The organism is Enterobacteriaceae endosymbiont of Donacia bicoloricornis (assembly GCF_012567955.1).
Taxonomy (GTDB): domain Bacteria; phylum Pseudomonadota; class Gammaproteobacteria; order Enterobacterales; family Enterobacteriaceae.
Map to the genome: position 1 here is coordinate 76,799 of NZ_CP046186.1, position 17,539 is coordinate 94,337.

The window sequence follows — 17,539 nt, forward strand, 5'->3', positions numbered from 1 at the left end:
AATAATAATTAATATATTTTAAAAAATTTTACAATTTTATGTATAAAATAATAAATAATAAAATAATAATCATTCCATCTACTATTGAAACTCAAAGAATTGATAATTTTTTAATAAATAAATTTAAAAATGTTCCTAAAAGTAGAATATATAAAATGTTAAGAACAGGAAAAATAAAAGTTAATAAAAAAAAAATATCTCCAAATTTTAAAATTAAATCTCAAGATAAGATCAAAATTCCTTTTATTTATATAAATAAAATTAAACCTGTTAAATATAATATAACATTAAGTAAAATAAAATTTTTTAAAAAAATGATTATTTATGAAGATAAATATATTTTAGCTATAAATAAACCATCTGGAATAGCAGTACACGGAGGTAGTGGTATCAATTATGGTATTATTGAAAATTTTAGATTTTTATTAAAAAAAATAAAATTTTTAGAACTTGTACACAGAATTGATAAAGAAACTTCTGGTGTTTTATTAATGGCTAAAAAAAGAACAGTATTAAAAATACTCCAACAACAATTATCAGAAAAAAAAGTATTTAAAGAATATATAGCTCTAGTTAAAGGAAATTGTTTTGAAAAAAAAAATATTTATATTAAAAATTTTTTAATAAAAAATTTTTTAAATAAAAAAGTTAAGGTAAAGATACATAATAATAAAGGTAAATATTCAGAAACTAAATTTAAAATAATAAAAAATTATAAAAATTTTATGTTAATAAAAATTAATCCTCTAACTGGAAGAACCCACCAAATTAGAGTTCATTTGTCTCATTTAAATTATCCTATAATTAATGATCAAAGATATGGTAATAATAATTTAAATCTAAAATTTAGACAAAATTTTTGTGTAAATAGATTATTTTTACATGCAAAAAGTATACAATTAATACATCCCATTAATAACAAAAAAATTAAAATTTATGCTCCATTAAGTTATGAATTAAGTAACTGTTTATTAAACTTAAAACAATATTAAATAATATTGAATATATAAATAAACATATTTATAATATAAATTTAATAATAAAAAATTAAATTAAACTTAACAAAATAAAAAAAGGTATATAAATAATATGGCTGTACAAAAACATAAAAAATCAAGATCTAAAAGAGGGATGAGACGTTCTCATGATAAAATATTTCATAATAAATTTTTATTAATTAATAAAAAAACAGGTAAAAAATATTTATTTCATCATATAACTGATGATGGTTTTTATAGGGGTAAACAAATTATAAATAAAAAAAATAAATAATTATTAATTTTTTAAAAAATATAAAATATGAAAAAATTTGCTGCTATTTTCCCTGGACAGGGAACTCAGTTTATTGGAATGATATCTTCATTATATTATAAATATAAAATTATAAGAGATACTTTTAATTTTGCTTCAGAAATTCTTAAATATGATTTATGGAATATTATTCAAAATGATCCACTAAAAAAATTAAATATAACATATTATACACAACCAGCTATTTTAACTACATCTATAGCTATATATAGATTATGGATACAAAAAAATAATATATTACCTAATATAGTTACTGGATATAGTTTAGGAGAATATACTGCTATGGTATGTAGTAATATTATTAGTTTCAAAGATGCAATTAAAATTGTAGAATATCGGGGTAGATTAATGTATAAAATATCATGCAATTTAAAAGATTTTTATGAAAATGGATATTATATGCAAACTATTATTGGTTTAAAAAAAAAAAAATAACAAAAATTTGTAAAAAAATATCTACAAATAATAATATTATTTCAATATCTAATTATAATTCATCTTATAATATTACAATTAGCGGAAATAAGTTAGCTATAATAAAAGCTATTAAAATATTTAAATCTTTAGGTGCATATATAATACCTATTAATATAAATATACCTTCTCATTGTTTATTAATGAAACCTATGATATATGAATTTAAAAAATTTTTAGATAAAATTATTATTCATAAACCACAAATTAAATTTATAAATAATTTAAATTGTAAATATGAAAAATCAGCTAAAATAATTAAAAAAAATCTAATAAAACAATTATATTCTACTGTTAATTGGATGGGGTGTATAAAATTTATAGAAAAAAAAAATATATCTAATATAATAGAATTTACCCCTAGAAGTATACTTAAAAAAATATCAAAAAAAATTTCTAAAAATATTAATATAGATTCAATCTATAATACACAAACATTTCTGTTAACATCAGAAAAATATAAAATTTATAATAAATAATATGTTAAATTTTAATTTAAAAAATAAAATAGCTTTAGTAACAGGAGCAAATAGAGGAATAGGCTATAATATAGCTACCACATTAATAAAATGTGGTGCCTATGTAATAGGCACATCAACTCATATTCATGGAATAAAAAAAATTAATAATTTTTTAGGTAAAAATGGTATTGGTTTATTTCTTGATCTAACAAATAAATCACCTTATATTATTAATAATTTAATTAGATATATAATTAAAAATTTTCAAACTTTAGATATACTTGTGAATAATGCAGGAATTATATATGATAAACTTGTATTAAATATGAAAGATTATCAATGGGATAATGTTTTACAGATTAATTTAACTTCTATTTTTAGAATTTGTAGAGAAGTTATTTATTATATGATAAAAAGATCATTTGGTCGTATAATTAATATTGGATCAATTATTGGAACAACTGGTAATGTAGGACAAGCTAATTACGCAGCATCAAAATCAGGAATTATTGGATTTAGTAGATCTTTAGCTAAAGAAGTAGCTTCAAAAGGTATTACTGTAAATGTAATATCTCCTGGATATATTAAAACTGATATGACATCACATTTAAAAAAAAAAGATTATGATAATATCATTAAACAAATTCCGTCTAAACGTTTTGGTTATCCTCAAGAAATAGCTGATGCTGTAATTTTTCTTGCTTCTGATAAAGCATCTTATATAACAGGAGAAATACTTAATATTAATGGTGGTTTATATATGGGATAATTTTATTATTATTTTATTATTTTAAATAAATTATTCTAAGATAATTTTATAGGAAAATATAAAAAAATATGAATAATTCTATTACTAAACGTGTTAAAAAAATTATTATTGATCAGTTAGGAATAAAAAAAAAACATATTATTAATTCTTCTTCTTTTAAAAAAGATTTAGGAGCAGATTCTCTTGATACTATTGAAATTATGATGGCATTAGAAGAAGAATTTAATATTGAAATTTTAGATGAAGATGCTGAAAAAATTACTACTATTCAAGAGGCTATTAATTATATTAATAATTATAAAAAATAAAATTTAATTATAATTCTGAAATTAAGAAAATAATATATTTTATTTTATTTCTATAATAATAAATTTTTAAATATGTAATTTATATAGAAGAAAAAATATAATGTTTAAACGTAGACGTGTAGTAATTACTGGTATTGGAATGATTACTCCAATAGGAAATACAATAGAATCTAATTGGCATAATCTTATTAATGGTAATAGTGGTATTAATTTAATTAATACTTTTAATACTACTCAATATAAAACTAAAATTGCTGGATTAATAAAAAATTTTAACTATAAAAATAATTTTTCTAATGGAAAAAAGGAACATATTGATTTATTTATACAATATGGGTTAATTGCTTGTCAAGAAGCTATTAATAATGCTGGTTTAATATTTAATAAATATAATAATTCTAGATTTGGAATTGCAATAGGTTCTGGATTAGGAGGTCTTAATTTAATAGAAAAAAATACTAAAATTTTATATAAAAAAGGTCCTAAAAAAATAACTCCATTTTTAATGACATCAACCCTTATGAATATGTTACCAGGAAATATTGCAATTAATTATAAATTAACAGGACCTAGTTTAGCTATTAGTACATCTTGTAGTTCTGGAATCAATAATATTGGTATAGCTTTTAAAATTATATCCTATAATGATGCTGATATTATGATAACTGGAGCATCAGAAAAAGCTGTAACTCCTTTAAGTTTAAGTGGTTTTTGTTCAATGAATGCTTTATCAAAAAGAAATCATGAACCACAAAAAGCAAGTAGACCTTGGGATAAAGATAGAGATGGATTTGTTCTTGGAGATGGAGCAGGTATTCTAATATTGGAGGAATATACTCATGCTAAAAAAAGAAATGCAAATATTTTTGCAGAATTAATAGGTTTTGGTATGAGTAATGATGCATATCATATAACTTCACCACCTATAAATGGTAAAGGTGCACAATTAGCAATGTTTAATGCATTAAAAGATGCTAATCTTAATCCTGAAAATATTAAATATATAAATGCACATGGTACATCAACAAAAATAGGAGATATAGCAGAAGTAAATGCTATTAAAAAAATTTTTAAAAATAATTATTATAAATTATTTGTAAGTTCTACTAAATCAATTACTGGACATTTATTAGGTGCTGCTGGAGCAATTGAATCAATTTATTCTATTTTATCTTTAAAAAATCAAATAATTCCTCCTACAATTAATTTAGATAATCCTGATAAAAATTTAGATCTAGATTTTGTTCCTAAAATTTCACGAGATGTTCATAATATGAAATACGTATTATGTAATTCTTTTGGTTTTGGAGGTTCTAATGCTTCATTAATTTTTAAAAAAATATAATATTAAAATATAAATTTTTAATTTTAAAAGTTTTATTTAAAATAAATAGATGATAAATATATCATATTAATAATGAATATTTTTTTAAAAAAAAATGAATAATAAAAAATTTATTGTAGTAGAAGGAATAGATGGTGCAGGAAAATCTACTATTTGTAATTATATTGTTAAATTATTAAATAATTTTAATATTAAAAATATTATTAAAACACATGAACCTGGAGGAACCCCAATTGCAGAAAAATTAAGAAATATTATTAAATTTTCTCAAGAAGAAAAAATTTCTTATAAAACAGAATTATTATTAATATATGCAGCTAGATTACAATTATTAGACAATATCATAAGAAAAAATGTTAATATAAATTGGATTATATCAGATAGATATGATTTATCTACTTATGCCTATCAAATAGGTGGAAGAAATATAAATAAAAAAAATATATTATTTTTACAAAATTTTATCAAAAATAACATAAAGCCAGACATAACTATTTATTTAGATGTAAATCCCATAATTTCTTTACAAAGAATAAATTTAAGAAATTATGATAGAATTGAAAAAGAATCTATAAGTTTCTTTTCTAGAGTAAGAATGTATTATTTAAAAATAGCAAAAAAAAATAAAACTATAAAAATAGTTAATGCTAATAAGAATTTAAAAGATGTAAAGTTATCGGTAAAAAAAATTATTAACAAATTAATCTTCGTATAAAATGAAAAAATATCCTATATTATTACCATGGTTAAATTTTTTTTATAAAAAAATAATTTTTCAATTTTTAAATAAAAAAAATTATAAAGCTTATGTTTTTTGTTCTTTAAATGAACTAAGTATAAATAGTTTAATTTATGCTTTAACTAAATGGATTTTTTGTATTAATAAAAAAAAAATATATAGTTGTTCTAAATGTCAAAATTGTATTTTAATAGACAAAAATATTCATCCTGATTTACATATTATTCAAAATAATAAAAAAACTAATAATATTCATATAGAATTAATTAGAGATCTTGCTGAGATTATTTCTTTATCATCTTATAAAGATGTTGGTAAGATTATATGGATTCCCTATGCTAAACAATTAAATATTTCATCTAGTAATGCTCTTTTAAAAATTTTAGAAGAACCTTCAGATAATATTTGGTTTTTTATACAATGTACTAATAAAAATGAATTATTACCAACAATATATAGTAGATGTCAATTTTGGGATATATATCCTCCTAACGAAAAAATAGGTATATTATGGTTAAAAAAAAAACTACAAAATAATAAAATTTTTCAAAAAAAATCCATCCAAACTGCATTGCGTTTGTGTAATAATTCACCAATTAATGCATATCAATTATTAAATAATATAATATGGAAAAATAGAAATATTCTATATACTATTTTTGTTTCCGCTCTAGAGGAGGATATAATGAAATTATTATCTATTTTAAATAATAAAAATATTTTATTATATTTGAATTGGATTTATCTAATTTTACTGGATGTAATTAAAATTCATTTAAATATAGATAAAAAATTTTTATATAATTTAGATCAAATATATTTTATAGATAAAATATCTAATTTAATTTTAATAGATAAAATTTTATTAATAACAAAAAAAATATTATTTTATAATAATATTTTATTAAAAATTAATAATATTAATCATGAATTAGTATTAATTAATTTATTATTATCTATAGAAAAGATATATAAGTATGATAAATAAGTATAAATAATATTTATTAAATTTTTTCTTAAAATTAGGATATTAATGATGTTTAATAACATATTCGCTAATATGCAAAAAATAGGTAAATCTTTAATGTTACCAGTATCTGTGTTACCTATCGCAGGAATATTATTAGGTATAGGTTCAGCTAATTTTTGGTGGGTACCTCATGTAGTTTCTAATATTATGGAAAAAACAGGTAGTTCTGTTTTTGCGAATATGCCATTAATTTTTTCTATTGGAATTTCTTTAGGATTTACTCAAAATAATGGTGTATCTGCATTAGCAGCTGTTGTATCTTATGGTATTTTAACAAAAACTATTGAAGTTATGATTCCTATTTTATTACAAAATAATTTAACACAAGAGATAGTTATTCAAAAACATCTTGCAGATACAGGAGTATTAGGTGGCATTATTGCTGGTTCTATTGCTGCATATATGTTTAATCGTTTTCATAATATTAAGTTAGTTGATTATCTTGGTTTTTTTTCTGGTAGTCGTTTTATTCCTATTATTTCAGGATTTACATCAATTTTTATTGGTATATTATTATCCTTTATATGGATCCCAATTGGAAAAATAATACAATCTTTTTCATATTGGGCGGCTTATCAAAATCCTGTATTTGCATTTAGTATTTATGGAATAATAGAAAGAATTTTATTACCTTTTGGTTTACATCATATTTGGAATGTACCATTTCAAATGGAAATTGGTTCATTTACAAATATTTTTACTAAACAAATATATCATGGTGATATTGCAAGATATATTGCTGGGGACCCATCTGCAGGGAAATTAGCAGGAGGTTTTTTATTTAAAATGTATGGATTACCAGGAGCAGCTATTGCTATATGGAAAACTGCAAAAAAAGAAAATAAAAAAAAAATTGGTAGTTTAATGTTTTCTGCAGCATTAACATCTTTTTTTACAGGGATTACTGAGCCAATAGAATTTTCTTTTATGTATGTAGCTCCATTATTATATATAATACATATTATTTTATCAGGATTATCTTTTCCTATTTGTATTTTATTAGGGATGAGAAATGGAACAAGTTTTTCTCATGGATTAATTGATTTTATTATTTTAAGTGGAAATGGTTCTAAAATATGGTTATTTCCGATTATAGGTATCATTTATACCATTATATATTTTAATATATTTAAAATAATAATTATTAAATTAAATTTACAAACTCCAGGAAGAGAGAAAATACAAAATAATATATATAAAAAGAATTATATATCATTAAATTATGGAAAAAAATTAGTTGAAGCTTTTGGAGGGAAAAATAATATTACTAATTTAGATGCATGTATTACACGTTTACGTATAACTGTTATTAATACAAAAAAAGTTAATATAAAAAAACTAAAATTATTAGGAGCTTCTGCTATTATTATTTCTGGGAATGGGGTTCAAGCAATATTTGGTACTAAATCGGATAATCTAAAAACAGAAATGAATAATTTTATAAAAAAAAATAATTATGAATAATAAAAAAAATATATTTCAACAAATCTTATCTAAAGAAATCGTTACTGATTTTATTTATCAAGATGATTTAATAACAGCATTTAATGATATTAAACCGCAAAGTCCAATACATGTTTTAATTATACCAAATTTTTTTATAAAAACACTCAATAATGTTAATTACAAACATGAATTAGTCTTAGGAAGAATGTTGTTAGTTGCGTCTAAAATAGCAAAAAAAAAAAATATTGATAAATCTGGATATAGAATTGTTATTAATTGTAATAATGATGGGTGTCAAACAATATTTTATTTACACATGCATTTATTAGGTGGAAGAAAAGGTAATAATATTTTTTTTTAAAAATTATATCTTTTATAATTTAAAATTTTTTAAAACAAGTTTTAATATTGCTATGTATATATTAAAATAATACATAGCAAATATTTATACTTTATCTTTATTTCGAAATATGTAAGATTAAATCTAATAATTTAGAAGAATATCCTGTTTCATTATCATACCAAGCAATTAATTTAAAAAAATTATTATTAATAGCTATACTTGCTTTCTTATCAAAAATAGATATTAGTGTTGATCCATTAAAATCACTAGATACTACATCATCTTTTGTATAACCAATAATTCCTTTCATATAATTTTGAGATGCAAATTTAATAACTTGATAAATATTTGATATTGTTGTTTTTTTCAAAATTTTAACAGTAAAATCAACAACAGAAACATTAGAAACAGGTACTCTTAATGATATTCCTGTTAATTTATTATTTAATTCTGGTAAAACAATGCCTACTGCTTTTGCAGCTCCAGTACTTGAAGGTATAATATTTTGATATGCACCCCTTCCTCCTCTCCAGTCCTTCATAGAAGGACTATCTACTGTTTTTTGGGTAGAAGTTACTGCATGAATAGTTGTCATTAAACCATTTTCAATAATAAAATTATCATTTATAATTTTAGCTAATGGAGCTAAACAATTAGTAGTACATGATGCATTAGAAACAATATTTTCTCCATTATAATTGTGAAAATTTACTCCTTTTACAAACATAGGAATTGAATTATCTTTAGGAGGAGCTGTAATAATAACTTTTTTAGCTCCTGCAATAATATGTTTTTTTGCTAATTCTTTTGTTAAGAAAATACCAGTAGATTCAATTACAACATCAATATTTAAATCATTCCATTTTAATTTACTCGGATCTATTTCAGAAAATACATGAATAATATTTTTATTTATAATTAAATTATTTTTATAAACTTTAATTTTTCCATTAAAAAGACCATGTGATGAATCATACTTTATCATGTATGCCATATAATTTATTTCTAATAAATCATTAATAGCTATGATTTTAATTTTATTATTTTTTTGAGCAGCACGAAAAAAAATACGTCCTATTCTTCCAAATCCATTGATAGCAACTCTAATAGACATCTAATTATCTCCTAATTATAAATATAAAATTATGAAAAAATAAAATTTTTATTTATTTATAAAATTATATAACACATAAAGAATATGTTTTTTTAAAATTTAAAAATTTTTCATTATTTAATGAAAAATTTTTATTAAAAATAAAATTTATATAATTTTGAATTAAATTAGACATAATAAAATTATTTGATTTTAAAAAAAAATTTAATGGAGAGAAAGTATCTATGTTTATCCATTGTAATTTTATTTTTTTAATTTTTGTTAATTGTACAATTTTCATTATTGCATTATCAAAATCACCTAAATCATCAATTAATCCATATTTTTGAGCATCTTTACCTAAAAAAACCATACCATTAGCTATTTTTTCAACTTTTTCGATAGGTAAATTTCTTTCTTTAGAAACTAAAGAAATAAATTCATTATAACCGGTTTTAATATTTAAATTCATTATCTCTTCTTCTATAGAAGATAATTTCTCATTCATAGAAAGATTAAATCGATCTGATATATTAACACCATCTTTTTTTATACCAATTAAATCCAAAATATCACTAATATTATGTACAACACTAAAAATACCAATAGAACCAGTTAAGGTTACTGGGTCTGCAATAATAAAATCAGCTGCTGTAGAAATCCAATATGCTCCTGATGCTGCCATATTTTCCATAACAACTACTATTGGTTTATGAATTTTTTTTAATAAAATTAATTCATTATAAATTGCTTTAGCAGCTAAAATATCTCCTCCTGGACTATTAATTTTTAATATTAATCCTTTAATATTTGGATCTCGATAAACTTTATTTATTTGATTAATAATAATATCACTTCCATTTTTACCATATATCATAATTCCATCTATTGGAATAACCGCAATATTACCATTATTCTTTTGCATTCCATCATCTATATATAATTTAATATAATCATTAATATTAATTTTTTTATATGTATTTTGAATTTTATCTAGACCAAAATTTTGAATCATTTCTTTTTCAAAATCATGATTATCAGAAATTTTATCTACCAATTTATTTTGAAGTGCAAATAAAGTTAAATTTCCATGAGATTTTTTAAGAGAAATTAAGAAATTTTCATCTGTAGGAAAAATTTCTTCTTTAGTTAGTTGTCTATTAATAGATATGGTTGTTAAATAATCATCCCATAAATTATTTATTAGTTGACTCATAACTATTTTATCATCATTAGACATTTCTTTTCTAGCAAAGATTTCAACTGCTGATTTATATTTACCAACTTTAAATATATGAGTTTTAACTTTTAAATTTTTTAAAAATTTTTTAAAAAAAAATTTTTTAAAATTTATTCCATATAATTTTACATAACCATATGGTAATAAAAAAATTTTATTAGCAAAACTAGCTAGATAATATTGATTTTGATCATACATATCTGAAATTGCATATATTTTTTTACCACTATTTTTAAAATCATTTAAATATTTACCTATATATCTTAAATTAGGAAGATCATAAATATTTAAATTATGAAGTTTTAATATAATACCATCAATATTTTTATCTTTTTTTGCAAAATTTATAGCATTAACAATATTAATTATTAAATTATTATTTTTTTTATTTGTAAATTTATTAAATAATTTAAATATTAAATTATTTTTATAGAAAGAATCATTATCAAAATTTTCATCAAAATTAATTTCTAAAACTTGATGATTTTTTTTTAAAATTTTATTATTTATATTTTTTTTGTGATTAATATTATATATATAATAACAAAATAAAGATATTAATAAAATAAAAATAATATTAATTATTAATGTTCTAGTAAAATTAATTAATGACCATAAATAACAAAAAACAAATTTTATTATATTCAATAACTTAATCATTTTTCACCTAGTTTTTTAAAATAAAAATTTATTAAATATTTTTAAACTTTACCCAAATAGGAGCATGATCTGAAGGTTTAATTAAATTACGAATAGAATATTCTATTCCTGAATCAGAATAATATTTTATTAATGAATTGGTAATTAAAATATTATCAATTCTTAATCCTTCATTAATAAAAAATTTTTTTAATCTATAATCAAACCAAGAAAATTTATTATTTATTAAAGGATTCATTAATCTCCAAATATCAAATAGACCCCAATAAAGTAATTGGTTTATATAAAATCTTTCTATTGGTAAGAAAGAACATTTTCCTTGTTTTAACCATTTTTTACGATTTTTTTCTCCTATCCCAATATCTAAATCTGAAATACTTATATTAATATCTCCCATAAGTATAATATGGTCTTTGGGATTTAGATTTTTTTTAAAATAAGAATATAAATTTTTTAAAAAATTAATTTTATATTTAAATTTTATATTATTTTTTTCATTATCTCCTTGTGGAAAATAACAATTTAAAATTTTTATATTACCAATAGAACTATCTAAATCAATCATTATTAATCTTTTTTGATTATTAAAAAAATCTTTTAAAAAATTTTTTTGAATATTTAAAGGTTTTTTTTTACTTAATAAAGCTACTCCATAATTTTTTATTTGTCCACATATATAAGTATGATATCCTAATTTAGATATTTCTTCTTTAGGGAAATTTTTATTATTTACTTTTATTTCCTGTAATCCAATTACGTCAGGATTATATATTTCTATAATCATTTTTAATTGATGTATATGTGCTCTTATTCCATTAATGTTAAATGAAAAAATTTTCATAAAATTTAAATTTTAATATAAAATTATTAAATAAATATTATTTTTTTTATTTTTATAAAATAAATTTAAATAAAAAAAATAATTTTTCTATTATTTTTTTCCAATATGGTCTTTTTATCCATAAATTATATTCTAATTTTTGCGATTTTGAAATATATTTATTTTGTATAAATAAAAGTGATTTATTAAAATTAATATCATCTATAATTAAATTGATTTCAAAATTTAAATATATACTTCTTATATCTAAATTTACGGTTCCTATAAAACTAATCTTTTTATCTATAATAATACTTTTTGTATGTAAAAATCCTTTTTTTAATTGATAAATTTTCACACCTAATTTTAATAATTTATAAAAAAAAAATTTACTAGCCCAATAAATAAAAATTGAATCATTATATTTTGGAATAATAATTTGTACATTTACTCCACGCTCAGAAGCTATATAAATAGCAGATAATAAATTTTTGCTAGGTATAAAATAAGGTGTTGTAATAATTAAACTTTTTTTAGCTAAAAATATAGCTGTAATTAAAGAATTATGTATTATTTTTTTAGATAATTTTAATCCTGAAAATACTACTTGTATTCTATTAATATTACTTTTATTTTGATATTTTAAAAAATTTTTTTTTAATTGATTAATAGATAATATATTTTGTCCTGTTTCTATTTCCCAATCATATGAATAAATAATACTAATTGTATTAACAATAGGTCCAGTTATACGAATCATTAAATCAAACCATTTATTTATTTTAGTATTTTTTTTAAAATTTGTTAAATCTATCATATTCATACTACCAACATAAACTATTTTATTATCAATTAATATTATTTTTTTATGTTGTCTTAAATCAATTCTAGAAGAAAAAAGATTAAAAATTGTAATATTTAATGATTTAATTATAAAAATACCAGTTTTTAACATATGATAATACCAAGAACTATAAAAAAATTTTTTACTTCCAATATAATCTAACATTATATAACATTTAACACCTCTTTTAGCTGCTATTATAATAGATTCTGTAATCTTATTTACTAAACCTCCAGGAAGCCATATATAAAAAACAATATGTATACTATATTTTGCTGACTGTATATCAGTAATTAGTGATGTAAATAATTTAAATGATGAACTTAATAATTTAATAGAATTATTAGTCATACTAAATAAATTTTGTTTATTTTCACATAATTGAAATAATGTTTTTGTTCTTTTGTTTATATAAATATTCTTAATATTTAATTTATAATATATTTGTAATTTTTTTAATAATTTACTATAACGAAACCATATTTTTTTAGCTTTACAAGAAGTATATTGTGTTTTTGAGTAAATTTCTCCAAAAAAAAAATAAAAAATAATACCTATTTTTGGGAAAATATATAAAATAAGATACCATAATATATAAGATTTTATATCTTTATATTTAATAAAAATTCTAATTATAATAAAAATTAATAATATTATTTTACTATTTAATAAAATTAAACTTAAAAAATTAATCATTTTAAATAAACTATTTAAATATAATTTTTAAAAAATTAAAACATAAATCTTGTAATATTTGATTTTAAAAAAAAATAAATATTTTTTAAATCTTAAAAAGAAAATTAACAATATCACCATCCTGTATTATATATTGTTTACCTTCTATTCTCATTTTACCAAATAATTTTGCTTTTATTGGACTTTTATAAAAAATAAAATCTTTATAATGAATTATTTGTGCTCTAATAAATCCTTTTTGGATATCACTATGAATTTTTTTAGCAGCAATGAATGCTGTTGTGCCTTTTAAAATACTCCATGATTTAATCTCTTTGATTCCTACTGTATAAAAAGTATGTAAATTTAATAATTTAAAACTACAAATTATTATATTTTTTAAATCATTATTTTTATTTATTGGTAATATTTTTTGTTTTTTATTAAGATTTTTAATACAAATTTTTAAAGTTAAATAACTTTTATTAAGAATATTTATTTCATTTAAAAAAAAATTATTATTAATCTTTTTTTCATCTGTATTAGCAATAATAATTATTGGTTTAATTGTTAATAATTTTAATTTTTTTAAAAAATTTATTTCTTTTTTATCTAATTTTAATAAATTTAATAATTTTCCAGTTTTTAAAAAATTTAGACATTTATTTAATAAATATTCCCATTTTTTAAAAAATAATTTATTATTTTTTAATTTATATAATAGATTTATATCAAAATTAATAATTTCATTATTTATGATATTTACATCTTTTATAGGATTAAATGACAAACTTAATATATTTTTATTTGAAAAACAACGTACTACATGAATTATAGCGTCAACTTCTGATATATTATGTAAAAATTGGTTACCTAATCCTTCTCCTTTAGAAGCTCCTTTTATTAAACCAGCAATATCAACAAAAGTCACCACTGAGTATATAATTTTTTTAGATTTTATTATTTTAGATAAATAACATAATCTATCATCAGGAACAGTTACTATACTAGTATTTGGTTTAATTGTACAAAAAGGATAATTTAATGCATCTACATTAGAATTAGTTAATACATTAAATAATGTTGATTTTCCCACATTAGGAAGACCTATTATACCACATTTTAATTCCACTATTCTATTATCCTGTTATTTTAGAATGTAAATAATTAATTGCTTTATTATAATTATTTGTCTTAATAAAAATTAATAAAGCTTTAATACTATTTTTTATAGTAAAATTAATATTTACTTGTTCAGTTAATGTAGGAGAATTTAATACAAAATTATTTACTTGATTTTTATTTCCAGGATGTCCTATACCTATACGTAATCTATAAAATAATTTATCATTAAATATTTTAATAATACTATTAATGCCATTATGACCTCCACTACCTCCTCCATATTTAAATTTTATAATCCCAGGTAAATAATCTAATTCATCATGAACAACTAAAATATTTTTTAATAAAATTTTATAAAAATTGGAAACAATAAATATTGATTTTCCTGAATTATTCATAAAAGAATTTGGTATTAATAAAATTATTTTTTTATTTAAAATATTTAAATAACCAATGTTTTCATTTATTTTTTTTATTTTTTTAAATTTTACATTAAATTTATTAGATAAATTAATAATATAATTAGAACCTATATTATGACGAGTTTTAATAAATTTACTATTTAAATTATTACCTAATCCTACTATCATTTTTATATTATTCAAATATTCACCTTATTTTTTATTTTAATTTATTTAAACATAATAGAAATAGATTCTTCATTACTAATTCTTCTTATTGTTTCTGCAAGCATATAAGATAGAGTTAATACTCTAATATTTTTAAATTTTTTAATTTTTTTTGCTAATGGTACACTATCACATACAATAATTTCATCTATTACAGAATTATGAATATTTTGAATAGCATTACCAGAAAAAATAGCATGAGTAGCATAAGCAAATACTTTTGCTGCTCCATTTTCTTTTAAAGCTTTTGCTGCTTGACATAATGTTCCTGCAGTATCTACAATATCATCTACTAAAATACAATCTCGTTTATTTACATCACCAATAATATTCATAATTTCAGTAGTATTTAAACTATTTCTTCTTTTATCGATAATAGCCATATCTGTTCCATTAAATAATTTTTTTGCTATTGATCTTGCACGAATTACACCTCCAATATCAGGAGATACTATTATAGGATTATTATACATATTTTTTGATATATCTCTTAAAAAAATAGAACTTGAAAAAACATTATCTACAGGAACATTAAAAAATCCTTGAATTTGCTCTGCATGTAAATCAACTGTTAATATTCTATTAATTCCTACTTTAGATAAAAAATCAGCTATTACTTTTGCTGTAATAGGTACTCTAGCTGAACGAATTCTTCGATCTTGTCTAGCATAACCAAAATAAGGAATAACAGCAGTTATTCTCCCAGCAGATGCTCTTTTAAAAGCATCAATCATTATAATTAATTCAATCAAATTATCATTTGTAGGATCACAAGTTGATTGTATGATAAAAATATCGCTTCCTCTTACATTTTCATTTATTTTAACAGAAATTTCTCCATCACTAAACTTACCTACAAATATTTTACCTAAATTAATATATAAATGATTAGCAATATTTTTTGCTAATTCAGGAATAGCATTTCCAGCAAATAATTTCATATTAACCATATAAAATCCTTATAAATTATATTTATAATTTTTTTAAATTTTTGACGTGACAAAAAACTATTAATAATAACGTGCTATATTATAATAAAAATATATAAAATATACATTACTTCATGTATATACTAATATAGTATATATTATTATTAATGTAATTTTTAATAAAAAATTTTTGTTTATAAAATTAAAATATCAAAATAATAATTATGAATTCTTATATAATAAAAAAACTTAATATCTTACATAAGAGATATAATTATCTATCAAAAAAATTAAGTGAACATAAAACATATAGTAATCACGTATATTTACGTAAATTATCAACTGAATATTCAAAATTATCTAATATAATTAGACCATTTATAAAATGGAAAAAATTAGAATTAAATTTATTAAATAATAAAATTTTATTAAAAGAAAAAGATAAAGAAATATATCAAATGGTATTAGAAGATATAAAAGATATTAAAATTAAACAAAAAAAAATAGAAAAAATATTATATAAATTACTTTCTCCACAAAAAAAAGAAGAAGATAATCGTAATTGTTTTTTAGAAATAAAAGCTGGGTCTGGAGGTAATGAAGCAGCAATATTTGTAAAAAATATTTCAAGAATGTATATTAGATATGCAGAATCAAAAAAATGGAAAGTAGAAATAATACACATTCACTATAATGAAAATAGTAATGGTTTCAAAGAAATTATTTTAAAAATTATGGGGACTAGAGTTTATGGTACATTAAAATTTGAATCAGGAGGACATAGAGTCCAAAGAATCCCTGAAACAGAATCACAAGGAAGAATACATACTTCTACTTGTGTTATTGCTGTTATGCCTGAATTATTAAAAACAGAAATTCCAAAAATAAATAATCAAGATTTAAAAATTGATACTTTTAGATCTTCTGGTGCTGGAGGACAACATGTTAATACAACTGATTCAGCTATAAGAATTACTCATATTCCAACAGGAATTGTCGTAGAATGTCAAGATGAAAGATCTCAACATAAAAATAAAGCTAAAGCTTTAGCTGTACTAGCTACAAGAATATATACATTAGAAATAGCAAAAAAAAATAAAGATAATGCAAACAAAAAAAAAATATTATTAGGTAGTGGAGATCGTTCGGACAGAAATAGAACATATAATTTTATTCAAAAAAGAGTAACAGATCATCGTATTAATTTGACATTATACAAATTAAATGAAATTATGAACGGTAATTTAGATATTTTAATAAAACCTATTGTTAATAAATATAACACTGATAAATTATAA

At 19.6% G+C, this 17,539-nt stretch carries 19 protein-coding genes; 12 read left to right on the plus strand and 7 right to left on the minus strand.

The annotated features are described in order from the left end of the window. The first annotated feature begins 38 nt into the window (after positions 1–38). From GJU03_RS00400 to GJU03_RS00450, 11 genes are all read left to right on the plus strand, one after another. Positions 39–992 carry an RluA family pseudouridine synthase gene (locus tag GJU03_RS00400; RefSeq protein WP_168918731.1) on the plus strand — a complete coding sequence of 318 codons (954 nt, stop codon included), beginning with the start codon at positions 39–41 and terminating at the stop codon, positions 990–992. 97 nt (positions 993–1,089) lie between these two features. After that, entirely contained in the window at positions 1,090–1,272 is a 183-nt protein-coding gene (gene rpmF / locus GJU03_RS00405) for a 50S ribosomal protein L32 (protein ID WP_168918732.1), read from the plus strand. Positions 1,273–1,299: 27 nt separating this feature from the next. Then, positions 1,300–1,746, plus strand: coding sequence for an ACP S-malonyltransferase (locus GJU03_RS00410; RefSeq protein ID WP_168918733.1), 447 nt, complete (start codon positions 1,300–1,302; stop codon positions 1,744–1,746). Positions 1,747–1,937: 191 nt separating this feature from the next. Beyond that, positions 1,938–2,264 carry a hypothetical protein gene (locus GJU03_RS00415; RefSeq protein WP_168918734.1) on the plus strand — a complete coding sequence of 109 codons (327 nt, stop codon included), beginning with the start codon at positions 1,938–1,940 and terminating at the stop codon, positions 2,262–2,264. Between the two features lies 1 nt (position 2,265). Next, a complete protein-coding gene (gene fabG / locus GJU03_RS00420; RefSeq protein WP_168918735.1) occupies positions 2,266–3,015 on the plus strand; it encodes a 3-oxoacyl-ACP reductase FabG in 750 nt (249 codons plus the stop codon). Between the two features lie 68 nt (positions 3,016–3,083). Beyond that, positions 3,084–3,323 carry an acyl carrier protein gene (gene acpP / locus GJU03_RS00425; RefSeq protein ID WP_168918736.1) on the plus strand — a complete coding sequence of 80 codons (240 nt, stop codon included), beginning with the start codon at positions 3,084–3,086 and terminating at the stop codon, positions 3,321–3,323. A gap of 100 nt (positions 3,324–3,423) precedes the next feature. Further along, positions 3,424–4,668, plus strand: a complete 1,245-nt coding sequence (gene fabF / locus GJU03_RS00430) for a beta-ketoacyl-ACP synthase II (protein ID WP_168918737.1) — start codon at positions 3,424–3,426, stop codon at positions 4,666–4,668. A gap of 94 nt (positions 4,669–4,762) precedes the next feature. Then, positions 4,763–5,383, plus strand: coding sequence for a dTMP kinase (tmk, locus tag GJU03_RS00435; protein ID WP_168918738.1), 621 nt, complete (start codon positions 4,763–4,765; stop codon positions 5,381–5,383). A 1-nt stretch (position 5,384) separates the two neighbouring features. Beyond that, positions 5,385–6,395: a DNA polymerase III subunit delta' C-terminal domain-containing protein gene (locus GJU03_RS00440; RefSeq protein WP_168918739.1), complete on the plus strand. Its 1,011-nt coding sequence runs from the start codon at positions 5,385–5,387 to the stop codon at positions 6,393–6,395. Positions 6,396–6,443: 48 nt separating this feature from the next. Further along, a complete protein-coding gene (gene ptsG, locus GJU03_RS00445; protein WP_168918740.1) occupies positions 6,444–7,901 on the plus strand; it encodes a PTS glucose transporter subunit IIBC in 1,458 nt (485 codons plus the stop codon). Continuing rightward, entirely contained in the window at positions 7,894–8,244 is a 351-nt protein-coding gene (locus GJU03_RS00450) for a histidine triad nucleotide-binding protein (protein ID WP_168918741.1), read from the plus strand. Before ptsG ends, GJU03_RS00450 begins: the two co-directional genes overlap by 8 nt. A gap of 97 nt (positions 8,245–8,341) precedes the next feature. Here the strand turns inward: GJU03_RS00450 and gap are convergent, their stop codons facing one another. From gap to GJU03_RS00485, 7 genes are all read right to left on the minus strand, one after another. Then, a complete protein-coding gene (gap, locus tag GJU03_RS00455) occupies positions 8,342–9,340 on the minus strand; it encodes a type I glyceraldehyde-3-phosphate dehydrogenase (RefSeq protein ID WP_168918742.1) in 999 nt (332 codons plus the stop codon). Positions 9,341–9,404: 64 nt separating this feature from the next. Then, complete coding sequence (sppA, locus tag GJU03_RS00460; RefSeq protein WP_168918743.1) at positions 9,405–11,219, minus strand: signal peptide peptidase SppA; 1,815 nt, start codon at positions 11,217–11,219, stop codon at positions 9,405–9,407. Positions 11,220–11,250: 31 nt separating this feature from the next. Next, positions 11,251–12,060, minus strand: coding sequence for an exodeoxyribonuclease III (xthA, locus tag GJU03_RS00465; protein WP_168918744.1), 810 nt, complete (start codon positions 12,058–12,060; stop codon positions 11,251–11,253). Between the two features lie 52 nt (positions 12,061–12,112). After that, on the minus strand, positions 12,113–13,579 hold the full coding sequence (gene cls, locus GJU03_RS00470; protein ID WP_168918745.1) for a cardiolipin synthase: 1,467 nt from the start codon (positions 13,577–13,579) through the stop codon (positions 12,113–12,115). A gap of 85 nt (positions 13,580–13,664) precedes the next feature. After that, complete coding sequence (gene ychF / locus GJU03_RS00475; protein WP_168918746.1) at positions 13,665–14,690, minus strand: redox-regulated ATPase YchF; 1,026 nt, start codon at positions 14,688–14,690, stop codon at positions 13,665–13,667. Positions 14,691–14,697: 7 nt separating this feature from the next. Beyond that, positions 14,698–15,288 (minus strand): aminoacyl-tRNA hydrolase, encoded by a 591-nt coding sequence (pth, locus tag GJU03_RS00480; protein WP_168918747.1) that lies wholly within the window; start codon positions 15,286–15,288, stop codon positions 14,698–14,700. A 26-nt stretch (positions 15,289–15,314) separates the two neighbouring features. Further along, on the minus strand, positions 15,315–16,262 hold the full coding sequence (locus tag GJU03_RS00485) for a ribose-phosphate pyrophosphokinase (protein WP_168918748.1): 948 nt from the start codon (positions 16,260–16,262) through the stop codon (positions 15,315–15,317). Positions 16,263–16,465: 203 nt separating this feature from the next. On the opposite strand from GJU03_RS00485, the gene prfA reads away from it, so the two are divergent. Further along, positions 16,466–17,539, plus strand: coding sequence for a peptide chain release factor 1 (prfA, locus tag GJU03_RS00490; RefSeq protein ID WP_168918749.1), 1,074 nt, complete (start codon positions 16,466–16,468; stop codon positions 17,537–17,539).

Bases quoted from the DNA above. Each gene is read 5' to 3' on its own strand.
- fabG (WP_168918735.1), top strand. From the start codon at position 2,266: ATGTTAAATTTTAATTTAAAAAATAAAATAGCTTTAGTAACAGGAGCA.
- GJU03_RS00415 (WP_168918734.1), top strand. From the start codon at position 1,938: ATGATATATGAATTTAAAAAATTTTTAGATAAAATTATTATTCATAAA.
- xthA (WP_168918744.1), bottom strand. From the start codon at position 12,060: ATGAAAATTTTTTCATTTAACATTAATGGAATAAGAGCACATATACAT.
- cls (WP_168918745.1), bottom strand. From the start codon at position 13,579: ATGATTAATTTTTTAAGTTTAATTTTATTAAATAGTAAAATAATATTA.
- GJU03_RS00450 (WP_168918741.1), top strand. From the start codon at position 7,894: ATGAATAATAAAAAAAATATATTTCAACAAATCTTATCTAAAGAAATC.
- ptsG (WP_168918740.1), top strand. From the start codon at position 6,444: ATGTTTAATAACATATTCGCTAATATGCAAAAAATAGGTAAATCTTTA.
- GJU03_RS00410 (WP_168918733.1), top strand. From the start codon at position 1,300: ATGAAAAAATTTGCTGCTATTTTCCCTGGACAGGGAACTCAGTTTATT.
- fabF (WP_168918737.1), top strand. From the start codon at position 3,424: ATGTTTAAACGTAGACGTGTAGTAATTACTGGTATTGGAATGATTACT.
- acpP (WP_168918736.1), top strand. From the start codon at position 3,084: ATGAATAATTCTATTACTAAACGTGTTAAAAAAATTATTATTGATCAG.
- gap (WP_168918742.1), bottom strand. From the start codon at position 9,340: ATGTCTATTAGAGTTGCTATCAATGGATTTGGAAGAATAGGACGTATT.
- tmk (WP_168918738.1), top strand. From the start codon at position 4,763: ATGAATAATAAAAAATTTATTGTAGTAGAAGGAATAGATGGTGCAGGA.
- rpmF (WP_168918732.1), top strand. From the start codon at position 1,090: ATGGCTGTACAAAAACATAAAAAATCAAGATCTAAAAGAGGGATGAGA.
- sppA (WP_168918743.1), bottom strand. From the start codon at position 11,219: ATGATTAAGTTATTGAATATAATAAAATTTGTTTTTTGTTATTTATGG.
- GJU03_RS00485 (WP_168918748.1), bottom strand. From the start codon at position 16,262: ATGGTTAATATGAAATTATTTGCTGGAAATGCTATTCCTGAATTAGCA.
- prfA (WP_168918749.1), top strand. From the start codon at position 16,466: ATGAATTCTTATATAATAAAAAAACTTAATATCTTACATAAGAGATAT.
- GJU03_RS00400 (WP_168918731.1), top strand. From the start codon at position 39: ATGTATAAAATAATAAATAATAAAATAATAATCATTCCATCTACTATT.
- GJU03_RS00440 (WP_168918739.1), top strand. From the start codon at position 5,385: ATGAAAAAATATCCTATATTATTACCATGGTTAAATTTTTTTTATAAA.